18 protein-coding genes are annotated in these 18,515 nt (G+C 61.2%); 13 read left to right on the plus strand and 5 right to left on the minus strand.

What is annotated here, in order from left to right; genetic code table 11:
- Positions 1-23 precede the first annotated feature (23 nt).
- Genes DMY87_RS07500 through mobB form a run of 4 tightly spaced genes read left to right on the plus strand, consistent with a single transcriptional unit; the run spans position 24 to position 3,312 of the window.
- Positions 24-929 (plus strand): DMT family transporter, encoded by a 906-nt coding sequence (locus DMY87_RS07500; RefSeq protein ID WP_165826171.1) that lies wholly within the window; start codon positions 24-26, stop codon positions 927-929.
- 24 nt (positions 930-953) lie between these two features.
- Positions 954-2,174 carry a multidrug effflux MFS transporter gene (locus DMY87_RS07505; protein WP_110790669.1) on the plus strand — a complete coding sequence of 407 codons (1,221 nt, stop codon included), beginning with the start codon at positions 954-956 and terminating at the stop codon, positions 2,172-2,174.
- Positions 2,174-2,794: a molybdenum cofactor guanylyltransferase MobA gene (mobA, locus tag DMY87_RS07510; protein ID WP_110790670.1), complete on the plus strand. Its 621-nt coding sequence runs from the start codon at positions 2,174-2,176 to the stop codon at positions 2,792-2,794. Before DMY87_RS07505 ends, mobA begins: the two co-directional genes overlap by 1 nt.
- A complete protein-coding gene (mobB, locus tag DMY87_RS07515) occupies positions 2,791-3,312 on the plus strand; it encodes a molybdopterin-guanine dinucleotide biosynthesis protein B (RefSeq protein ID WP_110790671.1) in 522 nt (173 codons plus the stop codon). The genes mobA and mobB overlap by 4 nt, the downstream gene beginning before the upstream one ends.
- 73 nt (positions 3,313-3,385) lie before the next feature.
- On the opposite strand, the gene DMY87_RS07520 is transcribed toward mobB, so the two are convergent.
- On the minus strand, positions 3,386-5,770 hold the full coding sequence (locus DMY87_RS07520; RefSeq protein WP_110790672.1) for an OmpA family protein: 2,385 nt from the start codon (positions 5,768-5,770) through the stop codon (positions 3,386-3,388).
- A gap of 357 nt (positions 5,771-6,127) precedes the next feature.
- Between DMY87_RS07520 and DMY87_RS07525 the strand changes: the two genes are divergently transcribed.
- From DMY87_RS07525 to DMY87_RS07540, 4 genes are all read left to right on the plus strand, one after another.
- Positions 6,128-6,901, plus strand: a complete 774-nt coding sequence (locus DMY87_RS07525) for an ABC transporter substrate-binding protein (protein WP_110790673.1) — start codon at positions 6,128-6,130, stop codon at positions 6,899-6,901.
- Between the two features lie 105 nt (positions 6,902-7,006).
- Complete coding sequence (locus DMY87_RS07530; protein WP_110790674.1) at positions 7,007-7,810, plus strand: ABC transporter permease; 804 nt, start codon at positions 7,007-7,009, stop codon at positions 7,808-7,810.
- Positions 7,807-8,637 carry an ABC transporter permease gene (locus DMY87_RS07535; protein WP_110790675.1) on the plus strand — a complete coding sequence of 277 codons (831 nt, stop codon included), beginning with the start codon at positions 7,807-7,809 and terminating at the stop codon, positions 8,635-8,637. Before DMY87_RS07530 ends, DMY87_RS07535 begins: the two co-directional genes overlap by 4 nt.
- A gap of 209 nt (positions 8,638-8,846) precedes the next feature.
- Positions 8,847-9,113, plus strand: a complete 267-nt coding sequence (locus tag DMY87_RS07540; protein WP_110790676.1) for an usg protein — start codon at positions 8,847-8,849, stop codon at positions 9,111-9,113.
- 23 nt (positions 9,114-9,136) lie between these two features.
- Here the strand turns inward: DMY87_RS07540 and DMY87_RS07545 are convergent, their stop codons facing one another.
- Positions 9,137-9,871: a DUF2270 domain-containing protein gene (locus tag DMY87_RS07545; RefSeq protein ID WP_110790677.1), complete on the minus strand. Its 735-nt coding sequence runs from the start codon at positions 9,869-9,871 to the stop codon at positions 9,137-9,139.
- Positions 9,872-9,997: 126 nt separating this feature from the next.
- Here DMY87_RS07545 and DMY87_RS07550 point away from each other — a divergent pair, with 126 nt between their 5' ends.
- From DMY87_RS07550 to DMY87_RS07570, 5 genes are all read left to right on the plus strand, one after another.
- Complete coding sequence (locus tag DMY87_RS07550) at positions 9,998-10,810, plus strand: class I SAM-dependent methyltransferase (RefSeq protein WP_110790678.1); 813 nt, start codon at positions 9,998-10,000, stop codon at positions 10,808-10,810.
- A gap of 98 nt (positions 10,811-10,908) precedes the next feature.
- The gene (locus DMY87_RS07555; protein ID WP_133253008.1) at positions 10,909-12,528 is read left to right on the plus strand and encodes a hypothetical protein; all 1,620 of its coding nucleotides are present in this window, start codon (positions 10,909-10,911) and stop codon (positions 12,526-12,528) included.
- Positions 12,529-12,648: 120 nt separating this feature from the next.
- The gene (locus tag DMY87_RS07560; RefSeq protein ID WP_133253009.1) at positions 12,649-14,877 is read left to right on the plus strand and encodes an HAD-IIIC family phosphatase; all 2,229 of its coding nucleotides are present in this window, start codon (positions 12,649-12,651) and stop codon (positions 14,875-14,877) included.
- A 167-nt stretch (positions 14,878-15,044) separates the two neighbouring features.
- A complete protein-coding gene (locus DMY87_RS07565) occupies positions 15,045-15,917 on the plus strand; it encodes an NAD(P)-dependent oxidoreductase (RefSeq protein WP_110790681.1) in 873 nt (290 codons plus the stop codon).
- Positions 15,914-16,600, plus strand: coding sequence for a DNA alkylation repair protein (locus DMY87_RS07570; RefSeq protein WP_110790682.1), 687 nt, complete (start codon positions 15,914-15,916; stop codon positions 16,598-16,600). The genes DMY87_RS07565 and DMY87_RS07570 overlap by 4 nt, the downstream gene beginning before the upstream one ends.
- Positions 16,601-16,613: 13 nt before the next feature.
- On the opposite strand, the gene DMY87_RS07575 is transcribed toward DMY87_RS07570, so the two are convergent.
- The 3 genes from DMY87_RS07575 to DMY87_RS07585 are packed head-to-tail and all read right to left on the minus strand — an operon-like array spanning position 16,614 to position 18,442.
- A complete protein-coding gene (locus tag DMY87_RS07575; RefSeq protein WP_062278778.1) occupies positions 16,614-17,102 on the minus strand; it encodes an Lrp/AsnC family transcriptional regulator in 489 nt (162 codons plus the stop codon).
- A 51-nt stretch (positions 17,103-17,153) separates the two neighbouring features.
- The gene (locus DMY87_RS07580) at positions 17,154-17,858 is read right to left on the minus strand and encodes a uracil-DNA glycosylase family protein (protein ID WP_110790683.1); all 705 of its coding nucleotides are present in this window, start codon (positions 17,856-17,858) and stop codon (positions 17,154-17,156) included.
- Positions 17,855-18,442 (minus strand): thermonuclease family protein, encoded by a 588-nt coding sequence (locus DMY87_RS07585; protein WP_165826173.1) that lies wholly within the window; start codon positions 18,440-18,442, stop codon positions 17,855-17,857. Before DMY87_RS07585 ends, DMY87_RS07580 begins: the two co-directional genes overlap by 4 nt.
- Positions 18,443-18,515: the final 73 nt, after the last annotated feature.

Consider the following 18,515-nt stretch of genomic DNA (forward strand, 5'->3'; position numbering starts at 1 on the left):
TCGCAAGCATGGGAATCCCTGGAATGGCCTTATCCGAGAATACCCGCGGCGCGCTTTTGATGGCGGCCTCGATGGCAGGTTTCACCTTCAACGATGCCCTGACGAAGTCGGTCACCGACGAGTTGACGGTCGCGCAGATCATGTTCGTGCGCGGTGCCATCACGACAATCCTGGTCTATGCCGTCGCGCGTCGACTGGGCGCTCTCGATCATCTGCGCAACATCCTGCAGCCCCTCATTCTGTGCCGGATTGCCTTCGAGACGATCGCCGCCATCGCCTTTCTCTCGGCGCTCGGCCAGGTACCGCTGGCCAACGCCTCGGCCATTCTGCAGTCCCTGCCGCTCGCGGTCACCTTAGGCGCCGCACTCGTCTACCGCGAACCCGTCGGCTGGCGCCGCTGGACGGCAATCGGCCTGGGCTTCCTCGGCGTCATGGTCATCATCAAACCCGGCCCGGAAGGCTTCACGCTGGCCTCGCTCTATGTGCTCCTCAGCGTCATCACCGCAGCCGGCCGCGATCTGGTCACTCGAAAGATCGACCCGAACGTCTCTTCTTTGACCGTGACCCTCTTCACCGCCTCGTCGATTTCGCTCGCCGGCCTCCTGCTGGTACCGGCTTTCGGCGGCTGGAATCCGGTGTCGCTCGACACCTTTGCCACCATCGCTCTTGCCTCTGCCTTCCTCTTCGTCGGCTATCAGGCAATCATCATGGCCATGCGGCTCGGCGAAATCTCCTTCATCGCACCGTTCCGCTACACGAGCCTGCTTTGGGCTGTGGCCTTGGGTATGCTGTTTTTCGGCGAGACACCGGATCTTTCGATGGGCATTGGTGCCGCCATTGTCATCGGCTCCGGCCTCTATACGTTCTACAGGGAAAAGCAGAGGAAGGCGGCCGTGGCCAGCGCCTCCGAACCGGGCTCGCCCGGCTGATCACCCCGATCATCGTCAGAAGGAATGCTCGTGCCGCCGACCCGCTTTTTCGACCGGACCAGCCCGCCGCACATCGTGAGCCTCGTCTCGATCGCCGGGCTCTCGGCACTGACGATGAACATCTTCCTGCCATCCCTGCCGGCCATGGCAAAGGATCTGGCCGTCGACTATGACCGTGTCCAGATCCTGGTCTCCGGCTATATTGCGATGACCGCCCTGGTCCAGCTGATCATTGGCCCCTTGTCCGACCGTTACGGCCGCCGGCCGGTCATGCTGGGTGCCTTGGCCATCCTTCTTGCCGCCTCGCTCGTCTGCATGACAGCCACCTCGATCGAGGTCCTGACCGTGGCCCGAATGGCGCAGACCGCCGTCGTGGCCGGTCTTGTCCTGTCGCGCGCCATCATCCGGGACATGGTGCCAGTCGAGGAGGCCGCATCCATGATCGGTTATGTCACGATGGGCATGACCCTCGTCCCCATGCTGGGACCAACCGTCGGCGGCCTCCTGAGTGACGCCTTCGGCTGGAGGGCGAATTTCGCTGCCATCGCCATCGCAGGCTTTCTCGTCCTCGTGCTGGTGCGCAGCGATCTCGGCGAGACCAACCGGCAAAAGAGCAGCAGCTTCACCGCCCAGTTCCGCGCCTGGCCCGGCCTGCTAGCCTCTGGCCGCTTCTGGGCCTTCACGCTGGCGGCCACCTTCACGTCAGGCGCCTTCTTCGCCTTCCTCGGCGGCGCACCCTTTGTCGGCGGCACGCTGATGGGCATGACACCGAGTGTGCTCGGTCTGCAATTCATGTTCATCGCATCAGGCTATATTGCCGGCAATTTCCTGTCCGGCCGTTATGCCCGCCGTGCCGGCATCGAGGCGATGATGCTGATCGGTGGCGGCGTCGCCCTGGCCGGTGCATCCCTCCCCATTCTCTTCTTCTCTCAGGATCTGACGACCTCCCTTGCCTTCTTCGCCCCGCAGATCATTGTCGGCTTCGGCAACGGGTTGTCGCTGCCGAGCGCCAATGCCGGGATCGTCAGCGTACGCCCGGAACTGGCGGGCTCCGCCTCCGGCCTGGGCGGTGCGATTACCATGGGCGGAGGTGCATTCGTGTCCTGGCTCGCCTCCGCCTTCCTGTCAGTAGAGACAGGCGCCATGCCCCTCCTTCTCGTGATGTTCGCCTGCTGCGTGCTGGCACTTCTCGCAATCGGTTGGCTTTGGCTGCAACGGCATATTTCCGTCGGAGCGACACGTTGATGGGACCAATTGGCATACCGGGCCTGGTCCTCGGCGGCGGGCTGTCACGGCGACTGGGCGAGGACAAGACCCGGGCCATTCTCGGCGGCAAACCGCTCCTCGATGTCATCGTCGCCCGCTTGCGACCACAAGTATCGACACTTGCGGTCAATCTGCCGCCCGATCATCCATTCGCCGGGTCTTACCGCAATTGTCCCGACACGGTGGCAGAGCGCCCAGGACCCCTCGCCGGCGTGCTGGCCGGCATGCAGGCCTTCTCGGGCGAAGCCAGCCATCTGCTGACGGTGCCCGGTGACGCACCTTTTCTGCCCCCCGACCTCGTGCCACGCCTTGCAACCGAGCTATCGCCGGGCGAGATCGTCATGGCATCCTCAGGCGGTCGGGACCACCCGGTCGTCGCGCTCTGGCCGATCCGGTTGGCAGAGGATCTGCGATCCTGGATCGACGATCCGGATCATCGCCGGGTCCGCGACTTCATCCGCCGGCATCCGTTCCGCCGTGTGCATTTTGACATGCTGACGAGGATGGACGGGCGCGGAGAGGTGGATCCCTTCTTCAACATCAATACGCCTGCGGACCTTGCCCTCGCCCGCGAGGTGATCGACGGAGGCGGCGCATGACGGACAAACCGAGGATCTTTGGCATCGCCGGCTGGAAGAATTCGGGCAAGACAGGCCTTGCAGTCCGGCTCGTCGAGGAATTCACGCGGCGTGGCTACCGCATCTCGACGATCAAGCATGCCCATCATGACTTCGACATCGACAAGGTCGGTGCCGACAGCTTTCGCCACCGCCAGGCGGGCGCGCACGAAGTGGCGATCGTATCCGGCACACGGTTTGCGATCATGCATGAGCTGCGCGGCGCGCCGGAACCGAGCTTCGAGGAAATCCTGAGCCGGATCGCCCCTTGCGACCTGGTCCTGATCGAGGGCTACAAACGGGAACCGGTGCCGAAGATCGAGGCGCGACGGCTGGAAGCGAACAAACGGGAACCGCTCGCGCCAACCGACCCATGGATCAAGGCCATCGCCGCCGATCATGGGGTGACGGAGACAGATCTTCCCGTCTTCGATTTGGACGATACAGCGGCAATCGCCGACTTCATCATTGCGGTGACGGGACTGCCACAGCACACATGAGACCCTGACAAACTGAAAAAGGGGCCGCCGGATCACGCCGGCGGCCCCTTTTTTTTGTGTCGGACGATCCCGATCAGTTCTTGGCGGATACACCGGCCGGGCGCACCAGCGAGGTGACGCGGCGGATGGCAACGCGGCGGTTCTGCTGTTCAGCCGCTTCCGTACGGATCTTCAGGTAACGCTCGCCATAACCCTGGACCGACATGTTTTCCGGCGGGATGCCGTAGACTTCGGTCAGCAGGCCCGCAACCGTTGCCGCGCGCTGGTCAGACAGGACGAGGTTCGCCTTGTCGGAACCGACGGCATCCGTATGGCCTTCGATCAGGAACACTTCACCCGGATCCTTCTCGAGCAGCTTGCTCATCGCGTCCGCGACCTTGCGCAGGGTCTTCGCCTGGGCAAGCGGCACTTCGGCCGAGCCGGTCGGGAAGGTGATCGTATCAAGGTCGATACGACGGACCTTGTCACGCAGACGGGCAGACGACTTCACCTCGTCGATCGAATAGACGCGCTCGACGCGCTCCACCGGCGGCTGGCCGAGGAAGTCGTAGTAGTCCCGATCCGGCGCACGCGAGGTGCTGATGATGTAATCCTGCACCGGAACGGTGAGGCGCATCGGCGGCAGCGACAGGCCGACGTCGATGAAGACCTGCGGACGTTCGTTGTCTGCCTCGGGCGAGTACATCAGAACATATTCGCGACCGCGGGGCGAGATCCGCGAACGGATGACGATGTCGCCGTAGCGGTTGTAGACGGTCACGATCCGCGATCCGTCCTCACGGATGATCGTTTCGCGGGTCCGGCCACGCGGCAGTTCCTCGTAGTAGCTTTCCTGCGAGTCGTAGCGCAGGCGTTCGCGGTCGTCGCCACGGACGATGATCTGGTTGCCGACATTGATGACCGTCCGGTTGTCAACCTGTTCGATGACCTGGATCTGGGTCACCTGGTTCACAACGTTGTTCTGGATCACCGTGTTGTTGGTGGTGTTGTTGACCGTATTGTTCGTCGTGTTGTTGGTGATGTTCGTGACATTGGTGATGTTGTTGGTCACCGTGGTCGGCACATCGAAGGTTGGGGCCGCGTCAAGACGCGTGCCATCTTCCGTGATGGTCGCCTGCACTGCCTGCGGCTCGACCTGCGTGAAGCTCGCCTGGGCCTCCGCATCCGTTGTCGGCGGCGGTGCGACGTCTTCCTGGGCGCGGAGCTGGCTCCGTTCTTCGCGGGACGCTTCGCCACCGCTGTTGTCGGCATCCTTGTCGCTGTCGAGAACGGCAGCACCATTGTCGACCGGCAGAACCACCGTCTCGGTGCTCTGTGAAGGATCTTCAGCGATCTGCTGCTTTTCCTCTTCCGTGCGGTTGTCGGTGATCTGCTCTACCGGCTGATCTTCCGGCGGCACAACGGCCGGCACGACGACCTCTTCGGTCGGAGCCTGTTCGGTCTGTTCGGTTGCCTGTTCCGGTGCAGCGGTGCCATCGGCCGGCGCTTCGCCGTCGGTCTGCGCCTCCGTGCCGTCTGTGGCCGGTGCGTCCTGACCAGTGGTCTCCTGGCTCTCCGTGCTGCCATCGGCCGGAGTCTCTGCCTGCTGATCAGCCGGCTGCTGCTCGGTTTCCGGTTCAGCGGTTTCAGGCTGAGCGGGCTCCGTCTGTTCGGGGGCAGCCTGCTCCTCTGCGGGTTGCTCGGTCTGCTGCTCCGGCGCGGCTTCTTCGGTCTGCGGAGCCGGCGCAACGGGGCATTCAGCCTCGCTGGCAGCGGTCGAGCCATCCGCGCAGGTGACACTTTCGGGGGCTGGCTGCTCGGTTGCCTGCTGGGCCTGCGCTTCGGCTTCAGCCTTGGCCTGAGCTTCTGCCTCTGCCTGAGCCTGTGCCTCAGCTTCGGCCTGCGCCTGGGCTTCTGCTTCGGCCTTGGCCTGTTCTTCGGCCTGGGCCTGGGCCTGCGCTTCCGCCTGAGCTTGCGCCTCGGCTTCTGCCTGTCGTTGCGCCTCGGCTTCGGCTTCCTGCTGCTGTTGCTGAGCCTGCGCTTCAGCTTCTGCCTGTGCCTGTGCTTCCGCCTCAGCCTGGGCCTGGGCCTGCGCTTCGGCCTCAGCCTGACGCTGGGCCTCCGCTTCCGCTTCAGCCTGCGCCTGTGCTTCTGCCTGGGCCTGGGCTTCTGCCTCCGCCTGAGCCTGTGCCTCGGCTTCGGCCTGGCGCTGGGCTTCCGCTTCTGCTTCAGCCTGCGCCCGTGCTTCCGCTTCCGCCTGGGCCTGCGCATCGCGCGCGTCGCAGGTTTCCTGGTCCGCAGCTTCCGAACCGTCGCTGCAGACCACGGCCTGGGCGAGTTGGATCAGACCGTCCTCGGCCTGACGTGAATGCGTCTTCGACATCCCTTGACTGATGGCCGAAGCGGCCACAGGCTCGGCCAGCACTGCCATGGACAGCACCGGGATCGCCACCGTGTTCAGCAATCTATTTTTGAACATGCCCTGCGTTTCCTTCCTTCACGCCGATTGCAGTCTTTCCGACTGTTTGTCTCAGCGCCGTTAAATATCCAAGTCGATTCTGCGAACCGAGAGTGCCGCCAAGCTAGGTTCCGCAAAATTAACCTCGTCTGAACGAGTTGGAACCACTTTTGCTCCATCAGGCAAGAGAAGGATTTGAAGCCTCAAGTCATCTTCGCTCGCCGCATGCCACCGAAAATAGGGATACAGCACTCTTTGTTGTTGATTTCGGCATCGAAAGCAGACGAATATTGGGCCCAAGTGTGGCCGCTCACGCCACACGATCCAGGATAGCCGCGTTAAAAAGACAAACGGCATCCACCAACAGAGAGGGATCTCATGCGTATTCCGACACGTTTTCTGGCAGCCGCCTCGATTGCGGCACTGTCGCTCTTTGCCGGTTCTGCCATGGCGCAGGAAAAACTCATCATCGGCACGGAAGGCGCCTACCCGCCCTTCAACAACCTGGAAGCCGATGGCTCCCTGGTCGGCTTCGACATCGATATCGCCAAGGCGCTCTGCGATGAAATGAAGGTCACCTGCGAATTCGTCACCCAGGATTGGGACGGCATCATTCCGGCCCTCCAGGCGAAGAAGTTCGACGCAATCATCGCGTCGATGTCGATCACTCCCGAGCGCAAGGAAAAGGTCGACTTCTCCAAGAAGTACTACAACACGCCGCCGGCCGTCGCCGTGCCGAAGGATTCGACCATCGCCGACGTCGCTGGCCTCAAGGGCAAGACGATCGGCGCCCAATCCTCGACGACCCACGCCAACTACGCCGAAAAGCACATGCCCGATTCGGAGCTGAAGCTTTATCCGACCGCTGACGAATACAAGCTCGACCTCGAAGGCGGCCGTGTCGACGCCGTCGTCGACGACATCGTCGTTCTCTCGGAATGGCTGAAGACCGATGCCGGCGCCTGCTGCAAGATCCTGACGCCGCTGCCGATTGACGTTGAGATCAACGGCGAAGGTGCTGGCATCGCCGTTCGCAAGGGTGAAACGGCCCTCGCCGACAAGTTCTCCGCCGCGATCGAGGCCATCCGTGCCAACGGTAAATATGCCGAGATCAACAAGAAGTATTTCGACTTCGACGTCTATGGGAACTGATATCCCGATCCTTTGATTATGGAGATGGCGGGAGCACAGCGCTTCCGCCATCTTGCGTTAATGACAAGCATGAAAAGGCGGAAAATACCGCCGAGGGGGAATGGCATGGGCGGACTGTCTTCCGCACTGGGCTCGCTATGGGCCACTTTATCCTATTGGCTCGATCCGTTTTGCGGCCCGATCGGCATTTTCTCGCTCTTCGGTGGTGACGGCCTGCTGTCCTGCGGCGATGTCGGTTGGGCCGATGAAATCGCACTGGGCGTCAAGGTGACAATCATCCTTGCGCTGATCACTCTGCCCGTCGGCCTTTTGCTCGGCTTCCTGGTCGCGCTTGCCCTGCAATCGGAAGAAAGAAGTCTGAGGACGGCGGCGGGCATCTACACCACCATCTTTCGCGGACTGCCGGAGCTGCTCACCCTTTTCATCGTCTATTACGGCTTCCAGATGATGGTTCAGGCTGTTTTCAGCTGGTTCGGCAGCGACCAGCGCGTTGAAATCAACGCCTTCTTTGCGGGCATGCTGGCTCTCTCAGTGGTTTTCTCTTCGTACTGTTCGGAAGTGCTGCTGTCTGCCTTCAGGGCGATCCCGAAGGGGCAGTATGAGGCCGGCAACGCGGTCGGCCTGTCGCGCGGCCGAACGATGCGGCTGGTGATCGTGCCACAACTGATCCGCATCGCCCTCCCGGGCCTCGGGAACCTCTGGATGAACCTGCTCAAAGACACGGCACTGGTCTCGGTCATCGGTCTCACCGATATCCTGCGCCAGACGGGCGTCGCCACCAAGGTCACCAAGGAGGCCTTTCTGTTCTACGGGATCGCCTGTGCGCTCTATCTCGTGCTCGCCACGCTCTCCTCTGTCGGATTGAACGCCATTTCCAACTGGGCCAATCGCGCCGAGGCAAGACGATGAGCCACTCTTTGGAACTGATCCCCGCACGCCCTGCGCCCCCCGAGGTGCACCCGGCCATGACATGGACACGTGCCTTGGGCTACGGAGCCCTCGGTCTCTGGCTTCTCCTCGGCATCGCGCTGGCCTACATGATGGTCTCGGGCTGGGACACGGACAAGTTCGTCAAATACGGCCCGCGCTATCTCCAGGGCCTCGGCACGACGCTGGGCCTGGTGGCGAGTTCGATCACGCTTGGGGCGCTTCTCTCCATACCGGTCGCCTATGGCCGGATGTCGAAGAATGTTGTGCTGAAATCCATCGCCTACGCCTATGTCTACGTCTTTCGCGGAACGCCGCTGCTGGCCCAGATCTACCTGATCTATTATGGCCTCGGCTCCTTCCGCGCTGAGATCGAAGCCGTCGGCCTGTGGTGGTTCTTTCGCGAAGCCTGGTACTGCGCCATTCTTGCCATGACCATGAACACGGCGGCCTATCAGGCGGAAATCCTGCGCGGCGCGATCCAGAGCGTTCCGCGTGGCCAGACGGAAGGGGCAAATTCCCTGGGTCTGCCGCCATCCGTGACCTTCTGGAAGATTATCCTGCCCCAGGCGCTGATCGTGGCACTTCGCCCTTATGGCAACGAAATCATCCTGATGATCAAGGCCTCGGCCGTCGTGGCGGTCGTGACGGTTCTCGATCTGATGGGCCAGACCCGCTACGCCTTCTCGCGAACCTTCGACTACCAGACCTATCTATGGGCAGCGCTCTTCTATCTCGCCATCGTCGAATTGCTGCGCAACACCTGGGCCGCGCTTGAGGCAAGGCTGACAAGGCACCTGAAGCGATAGAGCAGGAAACCTTGGCAGCACTCACCACGAGACGCTGCCAAGCCATTGCAATAAAAGACGATTTCCGCCCGATCACCGAAGCCTTAAGCTTTCATTTACCCTGCAGTGGTTCCATTGTTATGGGGCCTGCGTCGGTCGCAGCCCCGGTCGGTCGCGGAAGCGGTTACCGTCCGCACCGATCCTCTTGCACGGGACACGGACGCACGGACATGAACACCGAAATGGAATTGATGCTGAAGGGCTACGGCCTGACCACAGCGCAAATCCTCTACCGCCTGCCGGACCACCCTTCCCTCCTGCAGACCTACATCTGGCAACATTACGACCTCGCGCCGGACTTCCCCGAGATGCGCGGCTTCTTGCGCTTCTGGCAGGACAAGATCGAAGGCCCGCTGCATTCAGTCACCTATGTGCACAAGAAGATGATTGCAGCCAGCGAATGGCGGGCGCTCAAGGGCGAGTTCATTCTCCACTGACCGCGCTCAGCTATACGCGCCGCTCATACATGCACCTCGCCATGGGCAAACTCGCCATCATCAGGCTCGGGGTAAAAGATGGCTGCAATGAGCGCGACATAAAAGGCAGCGACGACAGCGAGGACGACAGCCCCGGGTAGAGGACCCAGATGGGCATTGATCATCAACTGCTGAAGGTTGCCGATGAACTCCGCCGGCCTTTCGTCCGCCTGCAGTTTCGGGCTTGAGATCTTGAGCCCCCAGGCCAGCAGCAGGATGAAGTACATCCAGATGTAATTGCGTCGGATGCGGCGGAAAAGAGCTTCCCGATAGCTGATCAGGAAGACGGGCGCCCTCAGGCTCGCCGCGATCGCCTCCGCCCAATCGACACGCAGTTCGGCGCGTGGGCAGAGTGCCTGGGCAAAATAGTGGCGTTCGAGCTGCCGCACGCGCGCCCGGTAGACATCGAAGAAGCGATAACGCCGAGCCTCAATCAACAGAAAGACCGAAATCAGCAGCATCGCGAACAGCACCACGCCATGATGCGAGGACGGCGTCGAAAGGGATACCGACAGGAGGCCGGCGACCACGGTCATCGACCAGTTTGTCGTGCGGTCAATCCGATCGCGCCAACTGGTCATCCGCCCGATCTCGCCGCGATAGTAGTGAATGATCATATTGGCCTTTTCGGCCGAATTGGACGGCAGCGCCGGAGCAAGCCGGGGCGGCGGCGGCGCCAGCTGCGGGATGGCGTCAGTCTCGGAGGATGGCTGTGGCATGATCTGGCTCCCTGATGACGGAACGTCCGGCTGCAAGCCACGGTTCCCTCTCCATTGCCAAGCCAGCACGGACGGGCTAGACGACCGACAACGGCCTCAAAGGCCCCCGAGACAGGAGCGCGCCCCATGGCCAAGATTGATGAAGAAGCATTGGCGGAAGCCTATAACCGGGCTCTGGCGCTGGAAAAAGCCGGCGACATCGACGCCGCCGTGAAGGCCTATGAAGAGGTCCTCGCCATTGACCCAGACGACCATGGCGGCGCCTCGGTGCGGATCGCGGCGCTCGGGCGCGGCGAAGCCCCGCCAAAGGCGCCGGACGCCTATGTCGAAACCCTGTTCGATCAGCACGCCGAAGCCTTCGAGGATATTCTGGTCGAGCAACTCGGCTATGCCGTTCCAGTCATGGTGCGCCAACGTCTGCAGAGCCTCAATCTCGGCCCCTTCCAGCGCCTGCTTGACCTTGGCTGCGGCACTGGCCTGACCGGCGGCGCGTTGCGCGACATGGTCGCCGATATCACGGGCATCGACATTTCAGAAAAGATGGTCGAGATCGCCCACGAAAAGGATCTCTACGAGACCCTCTATGTCGCAGAAATCGAGGACTTCCTCGAAGACAATGACGACGAGCCCTTTGACCTCGTGACGGCCACCGACGTTCTGCCCTATCTCGGGGCTCTCGAACCCCTCTTTTTCGGCGCTGCCGAAAACATGGTTTCGGGCGGCATCTTCGTCTTCTCCTCGGAGACGGCAAACGAGGATACCCTGGCCGGACGGCCATTCATTGTCGGCCCGCACCAGCGTTTCGTCCATGCCGAGGCCTATGTACGCGAACGCCTGACCGCCACCGGCTTCGAACTGATCGAGATGACCGACATCAACGTGCGCATGCAGGACGGAAATCCGTCTCCCGGCCATCTGATTGTTGCAAAAAAGATCTGAAAAACAATCATAGATTGATAAATCCACCTTTGATTGCGTCGAATTGGTGGTTATGATCTTGCGTTTTGCTAGGCTTTTCCTGGGAAAGGGGAAAGCAGATGCAAATGGAAGTTGTTTTCAACGTCTTCGAGGGCCATTTCGCAGAATGGACCGCGCTCGTCATTTCGGCCGTCACAACCTTCGCGCTGATCTTCGGGCGCTATGAAATTCGGCTCCGACGGCTACGCCTCATCCGAGAATACGTTAAAGCCTTCCCAGTTTGGGATACCACCGAGGGTAAGACAAAGTCGACGAACCCCTCCTTCGAATTCGTCCGCAGCAAATATACCGCCGACGTCAAGGGCAGTGGCGAGACCCCGGAGGATGACGATCTCGTTGCGGACGCACAGTCTCAAATGGCGATCGTCGCGGAGATCAACGGGACGATCGCAAAGACCCGTGTGTTTCTCAACCGCGGCGACATTCGCCTGCTGGTGGCCTCCGTGCCCTATATGCTGGTGGTCTTCGCCGGCTTTTCGCTGACCCTTTCCGGCACGACCTGCCCGTCCCAAGCTCAAGGCTGCATCCAACACGTCGCTCGAAATCTCCTGACCGCAGGAGGTGTGACATTCGAAGCCACGATTGCCCCGGAACAGCTGCGCAAGCTGACGGAGAATGTCCTGACGGTGGCTGCCATCACCTTTGTCGGGGCCTATCTGTCGTCGTTACGCTATCTCGTGCAGGCCCTCTCGGTCTTCGATCTCAGCGGCTTCACCTTAATTCGGCAGGCGGCGGTCATCACCATCTCGGTGCTCGCGTCAGCAGCGCTTTATCGCGCTCTCCCCGATATGGACGCAGCGCTTTCCGTGGTCGGCATGGCGCAGAGCGCGGCGGTAAACGATCTCTCCGCGGGATGGATCCTTCTGGCACTCGCCTTCGGTCTGTTGCCCGGCAGCGTGCTGCAATTCGTCCTGGTAAAGCTTGGAACGCGTTTCGACTGGATCAAGCAGTCGGACAACCGCTTCATCGCCTGGACCCGTGTCGTGCCCCTCGACGCGATCGACGGCATCGACTTCTTCACCCGCTTCCGCCTTGAGGAATGCGGCATCTCCGACGTCCAGTCGCTCGCAACTTATAATCCGATCATGCTGCACATCGAGACACCCTACGGGATATACCAGACCGTCGATTGGATCGCTCAGGCACAGCTCTGCTGCGTCGTCGGCCTCGACCGTTTCCTGCTGCTGCGGCAATTCAACGTGAGAACGATCTTTGATCTTGAACGCGCGCTCAAGCAGAACAAGGAGGACATGTCCGCAGAAGACCGAAAGGCGATAGATCAGTTCGATCGGATCTATGCCGCTGTCTTGCTGGCGCCGACCGGCCCGATGAAAGGCCTGCAAAAAGAAAGCACCGCCAAATTTCTGATTCCCGATGGCGACGGGATCAAGGAGGTTGATGCCACCGATTTCAGTATCTGGGCGATGCAGACAATCAGCAAGGATGACGGCAGCGCCTCGCGTGCAACAGAGCATTTGATGGACTGGATCGGCGATGACCTGCATGTGAGAAGACTGCGCCGGCTTTGGAACGAGATCTCCGATCGCCTCGGACCGACAAGTCTCGAATTGACGTCGGACCGGAAGATCAAGGGCGACACACCAACGTCGGCCCCGCAACCAAACCATCCGGAGGAACCTGAACCACAGGCGGCGGCGGCAAATCCGGATCCGACGTGACGCCTCCTCTGGACAGGCACGCGTATTTGGCGAAAATACACCTGTCTGAACATGAAGTCTGATTCGCGACAGAAGTCTGTCTCCTGAATGAGTCGGTGAGTCGTGTTCGAGGATTTCCCGTTGAAGATCAGTTTTGACACCAAGCTCATGCCCTTCGATGGATGTGATCCGCAGCTTGCCGTGATCCTCATCAATGCTGCACGCCCAGGCGACCCGACACCCCGCCTGCTTGCCGAACGCTGGCGCGGTCACCTCAGCAAGGCGCTCTTCGCCTTGCCACAGGTCGAAAACCATCAGCTGAGTGCCGGAGCAGCCCAGGCGGGCGCGTCCTACAGGGCGGCCGTCGAACTCGGGCTGGGGGCCACAGCTCTCGAAGACTATATCGCGCAGATCCGAGACGAATACGGCTTGGACAACAGTCAGATCGCCGTGGTCGGCTACGCCGAAGGCATGACACTCGCCCTCTATTACGGTTTGAAGCAAACGCAGTCCCTCTGCGCCATCATCGGCTTCAGCGGCGACATGGCCGGCTTTGCCGATCTGCGCTCTGAGATCTCCAGCCGCCCGCCGGTCCTGCTGGTACATGGCGAAAAGGACGATGTCGTTCTGCCAGGCACGTTTCTCAACAATTACAGCCGCCTGTCGGAAGCCGATGTGCCGGTTACAGCCTGCTTCAGGCCGGGTCTGGACCATCAGGTCGACGATCTCGGCGCCGATTCCGCCATGTTCTTCCTGCAGGGAGCCCATGGCGCACGCGGCATTCGGCCGCTTAAGAAAAAGACCATCAACGAAGATGTCGCCAAGTCGATCAAACTGGTCATCTGGGATCTCGATGAGACGCTCTGGCAGGGTACGCTCGACGATGCCGATGCCATCACCCTGCATGAGAGCCGCGTCGAGGCCATTCGCCGTTTGAACAGCAGCGGGGTCGTCTCTGCCATCTGCTCCAAGAACGATTTCGAGACGGCCCGCAAAAAGCTCGAATCCCTTGGCCTCTGGGACGAGTTCGTCTTCCCCCGCATCGCTTTCGTTCCAAAGGGGGCTGCGATCCAGGCGCTGATCTCGGACATGCAGCTGAAGCCGAAGAATTGCCTCTTCATCGACGACAACGACATCAACCTTGCCGAAGCGAAGGCCGTGCTGCCCGACTTGCACACGCTCGACGCCAAGGACGAGATGTGCGACGCCTTCCTCGCGCGGCTTGTCGATGCCCATGCCGGCGTGAACAAGTCGCGTGTCGAGGAATACAGGTCGCTGCAGAACCGCGTCACGGAAAGCCAGACCTTCGAGGGCAGCCGCGAAAGCTTCCTCCACACCTGCGACATCCATGTCGCGATCGCCACCAGTTCCGACCTCATCGACTTTGCGCCCCGCATCGAGGAACTGATCAACCGCACAAACCAGTTGAACTACCTGAAGACACGGGTCGAGCCCGGCTCCATGGTCAACTACGTCGCCGAGGCGTCGCTGCGCGAAGGCTTCGCGCTCTTCGCCTGGGACAAGTTCGGCTATCACGGCCTCGTCGGCTTCATCAGCGCCGAGACCGAGACGGAATCGATGCAGCACATGGCCTTCTCCTGCCGCATCATGCATATGGGCATCGAGAACGTTCTGCTGGAGCGGGCCTTCCAGCGCTTCCGGAACCTGCAGGTGCCGGACAGCGTGCCGGTAAAGCCGGAGATCCCCGCCTGGATCACGGTCGAGAATTTCAACGCGCCCGGCATTCGCGAGCGCATCCTCGCCGAAGAAAAGAGCATTGCCGCCGGCAACCGCGACATTCGCATCCGCTTCATGGCGAACTGCCAGTCCGGCATCTTCTGCCACTATGCGGGCCTCCGGGACGTTGCTGAAATCGACAGCATGCCGCGCGTCTTCATGATGCCGCATGTGCTGAACAAGTCCTACCTGCAGCAGCATTTCCCGCCGGCGCTCGTCTATTACATCGGTACCGACTTCTACAACATCATGTGGCCGCCGGAACTGCTCGGCATTCTCGACAAGGGTCTTTACGAGGTCTGCGCCACCGAGTTCTGCGAATACCTGAAGGCGAATGGCAATCGAATGCTGCTGATCACCAGCCCGAGCGGTGTCGAACCGAGCGACTTCCTGGTCATTCGCGGCGTCACCAAGGAACGCATGGAGGCCATGTCGGCGGTCTGGCGCAAACTGGCCGCCAGCTACGACTGCATCGACCTCATGGATGTCGACAGCTTCCTCAGCCCCGACCTTGCGGCCGACAGCACCCACTTCCGCGTCGAGGCAAGCCGCGAGATCGCTGGTCGGATTGCGGACTGGTACAAGGCCCTGCCCTCCACCCTGTTCGAACCGCAGCTGGCTCTCGCTGGCTGAACGGGTTTCCGCAATCAAGGATCGCCGCCGGCCACCACCGGCGGTGATTTGCATTTGAGCCTATGGGCCGCGCCCACGGCGATCCGAAAAAGGCGTTGCACGCCTTTCTCCAGGCCGCGCATTCGGCTAAGCCTGCCGCAACGGAATACCGAGACAGGAGCATGGTCATGGCAAAGGTCGCATTCATCGGTTTGGGCGTCATGGGATATCCCATGGCCGGACATCTGAAGGTCAAGGGCGGCCACGAGGTCACCGTCTACAACCGCACGACCGCCAAGGCCGAAGCCTGGGTACAGCAGTTCGGCGGCACCCATGCCCTCACGCCGGCAGACGCGGCCAAAGACGCCGACTTCGTCTTCACCTGCGTTGGAAATGACGACGATCTGCGCTCTGTGACGATTGGCCCGGATGGTGTCCTGTCAGGCATGAAGGCGGGCGCCGTCCTGATCGACAACACCACCGCATCGGCGGAAGTTGCCCGCGAACTGGCCGAAGCGGCCGCCGCCCGTGGCTGCGGCTTCGTCGATGCACCCGTGTCGGGCGGACAGGCCGGTGCGGAAAACGGCGTCCTCACGGTCATGTGCGGCGCAGAGCCTGAGGTCTATGAGAAGGCGAAGCCCGTGATCGACGCCTATGCCCGCATGGTCGGCCTCATGGGCCCGGCGGGCGCCGGTCAGTTGACCAAGATGGTCAACCAGATCTGCATCGCCGGCCTCGTCCAAGGGCTCGCAGAAGGCATCCATTTCGGCAAGAAGGCCGGCCTCGACATCGAAAAAGTTATTGAAGTCATCTCCAAGGGAGCCGCCGGCTCCTGGCAGATGGAAAACCGCCACAAGACGATGAATGTCGGCAAATACGACTTCGGCTTCGCCGTCGACTGGATGCGCAAGGACCTCGACATCGTGTTGAGCGAAGCCCGCAACAACGGCGCAAACCTGCCTGTCACGGCACTGGTCGACCAGTTCTACGGTGAGGTGCAGAAACTCGGCGGCAAGCGTTGGGACACTTCGTCTCTTCTGGCAAGGCTCGAAGCGAAATGATCGGCCCCTCCTCCACCGCAACGGAACTTGTAGCGCACCTGCGCTCAATGCGGTCGGAGGAGAACATTGCCGGCATGGCCCGCTTCGGGATAGTCACGCAAGATGCGCTCGGCATTGGCAATCCTGCCATCCAGAAACTGGCCAAAACCGTCGGCAAGAGCCAGCAACGCGCGTTTGAACTCTGGGCGACCGGCATTCGTGAAGCCCGCATGCTGGCAATCTGGACTTTCGATCCGGCGCTTCTGTCACCGGACGACGTAAGCCGCCTCGCCGCAGACTTCAATTCCTGGGAAATCGTCGATGCGGCCGCCGATTTGCTGACGGAAACGCCTTATTGGCACGACCTGATCGAAGGTTTCGCGAAAGACGAGCGGGAGTTCGTTCGGCGTGCCGCCTTTGCCATGATCGCCGGCGCCACGGTTCACAACAAGGAGGAGCCGGACGCCACCTTCATCGCCTGGCTGCCATTGATCGAGCGATATGCAACGGATCCTCGCAACTTCGTCAAGAAGTCCGTGAATTGGGCCTTGCGCAACATCGGCAAGCGGAGCCGCAGCTGCCGCGCTGAGGCTCTGTTGCTGGCGAGCAGACTCGCCGACGCGAGCGATGCTGCCGCCCGCTGGGTTGGCAAGGACGCCTTGCGCGAGCTGAGCGACCCCAAACGGATCGCAAAGCTCAAATAAGGCCGAACCCGATCTATTCCTCGCCGGATTTCTGATTGTCCAGCATCATGTAGTCGAGCGGAAGTTCCGTCGTATACTTGATCTGCTCCATCGCGAATGCCGAGGACACGTCGCGGATCTCGATCTTGGCGATCATCCGCTTGTAGAAGGCGTCATAGGCCGCAATGTCGGGCACGACGACCCGCAGCAGATAATCGACGTCGCCGCTCATGCGATAGAATTCGACCACCTCCGGGAATTCGGCCACAACTTCCGAAAAGCGCTTGAGCCATTCGATCGAGTGGCTGGAGGTTCGGATCGAGACGAAAACCGTAACCTTGGTGTTCACCTTGACCGGATCAAGCAGAGCCACGCGGCGGCGGATGACACCGTCCTCTTCCATCTTCTGGATGCGCCGCCAGCACGGCGTGGTGGACAGGCCGACCTTCTTTGCCAGGTCCGCCACGGCGAGGGTCGAATCCTCTTGAAGGATACGGAGGATTTTACGGTCGAGGCGATCCATGATGATTCCCATAAAAACTGATTTTCTCCGATATAGCCGAAAATCAGCGTTTCAAGGAAAATCATTTCGCCCTATCAACAGAGAAACTTCCCGCCTGAGAACCGGCAAGAGCTCGACCTCGAACCACGGATGCCTTTTCAGCCAGCCTGTATTGCGCCAGCTCGGATGCGGCAGAGGAAGCACCCTTGGACCCGGGACATTGGAAAGCAGCGTCTCCCGCCACCTCTGGACGGTCTCCGTCATTGTCCGTGCCCGACGGGAACCGAGATGCCAGGCTTGCGCATATTGCCCAATGGCGAGAATGAGCTCCACCTGCGGCATGGACCTCATCACGGTCTGACGCCAGTGCGGAGCACATTCCCTCCGGGGCGGCAGGTCATGGCCCTCGGCGTTGTATCCGGGAAAGCAGAAGCCCATGGGCGCAATCGCAAACAGAGAACGGTCGTAGAATGTGTCGCGATCGACACCGAGCCACAGGCGGAGCCGATCCCCGGAGGCATCGTTGAACGGAATGCCGGTTTCATGAACCCGGAGACCTGGTGCCTGACCTGCGATCAGCACCCTGGCCGTCGAGGAAAGATAGGCCACCGGTCGCGGTTCGTGCGGCATCCGGTAGTCCAGCCCGCCGTCGGGAGAATCCCTGCAGATCCGACATTGCGAGATGGCGTGACTGAGCGCATCGACGGGTACCGCTTGTTCATCGGCTGCGTGTGATATCGCTCTGCCAGAAGCCACGAAGGCGCTTCCAGGACTCATGGCGTGTCTCCTCTAACCATCCAGCCGATCAGCGGCTCTAACAGGAATGTCCGAAACCATCCTCCCTGTTCCCGTGTCTCCAAAAGCCTTCGGCGCCGCCAGTCTTCCGGCCGCTCGAAGGTTCCGCCCCAAAGGCCGAGCCTGTCAGCCTTGGCCTGGCGTTCCGCCATGTGGTAGTCGCCGTCGGCAACGGCAAGTCCGGCACCCACAAGCTGGTGGCCGAGATCCACCTCGCCGCTCCGGCAGGTAACCAATCGCCGCCTATAACGATCTTCAGCATCTTCCGGTCCGAAGCACTGGACGGCATTTGCCTCGATGAGGCTGATAAGCCCTGCCCTCGCCGCCAGCCCGCAATCATACGCGCCGTCTGCCCTGGTACACATCTGACCAAGCTCCGGCGCATCGAGACCACGCAGGCGCAGCCTTCGGCCATTGTCGGCAAGCGTATCCCCATCGATCACGACGAACGGACCGCTGAAGCGGAGGGCCTGATTGTTTTCCAGCTTCGCGATGATCAGCAACGCCAGGAACAGCATGGCAGCACCCACCCCCGCGTCTCGCAATTGCCGACCCCTCAGCGCCACATTGTCTCCCATTTCAAAAACGAAACCTTTTCACACATGGCAAACAAATCCTTCCCCTGCAGGATCTTCTTAA

This window comes from Peteryoungia wuzhouensis (assembly GCF_003205195.1).
Taxonomy (GTDB): Bacteria; Pseudomonadota; Alphaproteobacteria; order Rhizobiales; family Rhizobiaceae; genus Allorhizobium; species Allorhizobium wuzhouense.

Excerpts from the sequence above, each read along its gene's own strand:
- DMY87_RS07500 (WP_165826171.1), top strand. The coding sequence starts at position 24 with ATGGCCTTATCCGAGAATACCCGCGGCGCGCTTTTGATGGCGGCCTCG.
- DMY87_RS07505 (WP_110790669.1), top strand. The coding sequence starts at position 954 with ATGCTCGTGCCGCCGACCCGCTTTTTCGACCGGACCAGCCCGCCGCAC.
- mobA (WP_110790670.1), top strand. The coding sequence starts at position 2,174 with ATGGGACCAATTGGCATACCGGGCCTGGTCCTCGGCGGCGGGCTGTCA.
- mobB (WP_110790671.1), top strand. The coding sequence starts at position 2,791 with ATGACGGACAAACCGAGGATCTTTGGCATCGCCGGCTGGAAGAATTCG.
- DMY87_RS07520 (WP_110790672.1), bottom strand. The coding sequence starts at position 5,770 with ATGTTCAAAAATAGATTGCTGAACACGGTGGCGATCCCGGTGCTGTCC.
- DMY87_RS07525 (WP_110790673.1), top strand. The coding sequence starts at position 6,128 with ATGCGTATTCCGACACGTTTTCTGGCAGCCGCCTCGATTGCGGCACTG.
- DMY87_RS07530 (WP_110790674.1), top strand. The coding sequence starts at position 7,007 with ATGGGCGGACTGTCTTCCGCACTGGGCTCGCTATGGGCCACTTTATCC.
- DMY87_RS07535 (WP_110790675.1), top strand. The coding sequence starts at position 7,807 with ATGAGCCACTCTTTGGAACTGATCCCCGCACGCCCTGCGCCCCCCGAG.
- DMY87_RS07540 (WP_110790676.1), top strand. The coding sequence starts at position 8,847 with ATGAACACCGAAATGGAATTGATGCTGAAGGGCTACGGCCTGACCACA.
- DMY87_RS07545 (WP_110790677.1), bottom strand. The coding sequence starts at position 9,871 with ATGCCACAGCCATCCTCCGAGACTGACGCCATCCCGCAGCTGGCGCCG.
- DMY87_RS07550 (WP_110790678.1), top strand. The coding sequence starts at position 9,998 with ATGGCCAAGATTGATGAAGAAGCATTGGCGGAAGCCTATAACCGGGCT.
- DMY87_RS07555 (WP_133253008.1), top strand. The coding sequence starts at position 10,909 with ATGCAAATGGAAGTTGTTTTCAACGTCTTCGAGGGCCATTTCGCAGAA.
- DMY87_RS07565 (WP_110790681.1), top strand. The coding sequence starts at position 15,045 with ATGGCAAAGGTCGCATTCATCGGTTTGGGCGTCATGGGATATCCCATG.
- DMY87_RS07570 (WP_110790682.1), top strand. The coding sequence starts at position 15,914 with ATGATCGGCCCCTCCTCCACCGCAACGGAACTTGTAGCGCACCTGCGC.
- DMY87_RS07575 (WP_062278778.1), bottom strand. The coding sequence starts at position 17,102 with ATGGATCGCCTCGACCGTAAAATCCTCCGTATCCTTCAAGAGGATTCG.
- DMY87_RS07580 (WP_110790683.1), bottom strand. The coding sequence starts at position 17,858 with ATGAGTCCTGGAAGCGCCTTCGTGGCTTCTGGCAGAGCGATATCACAC.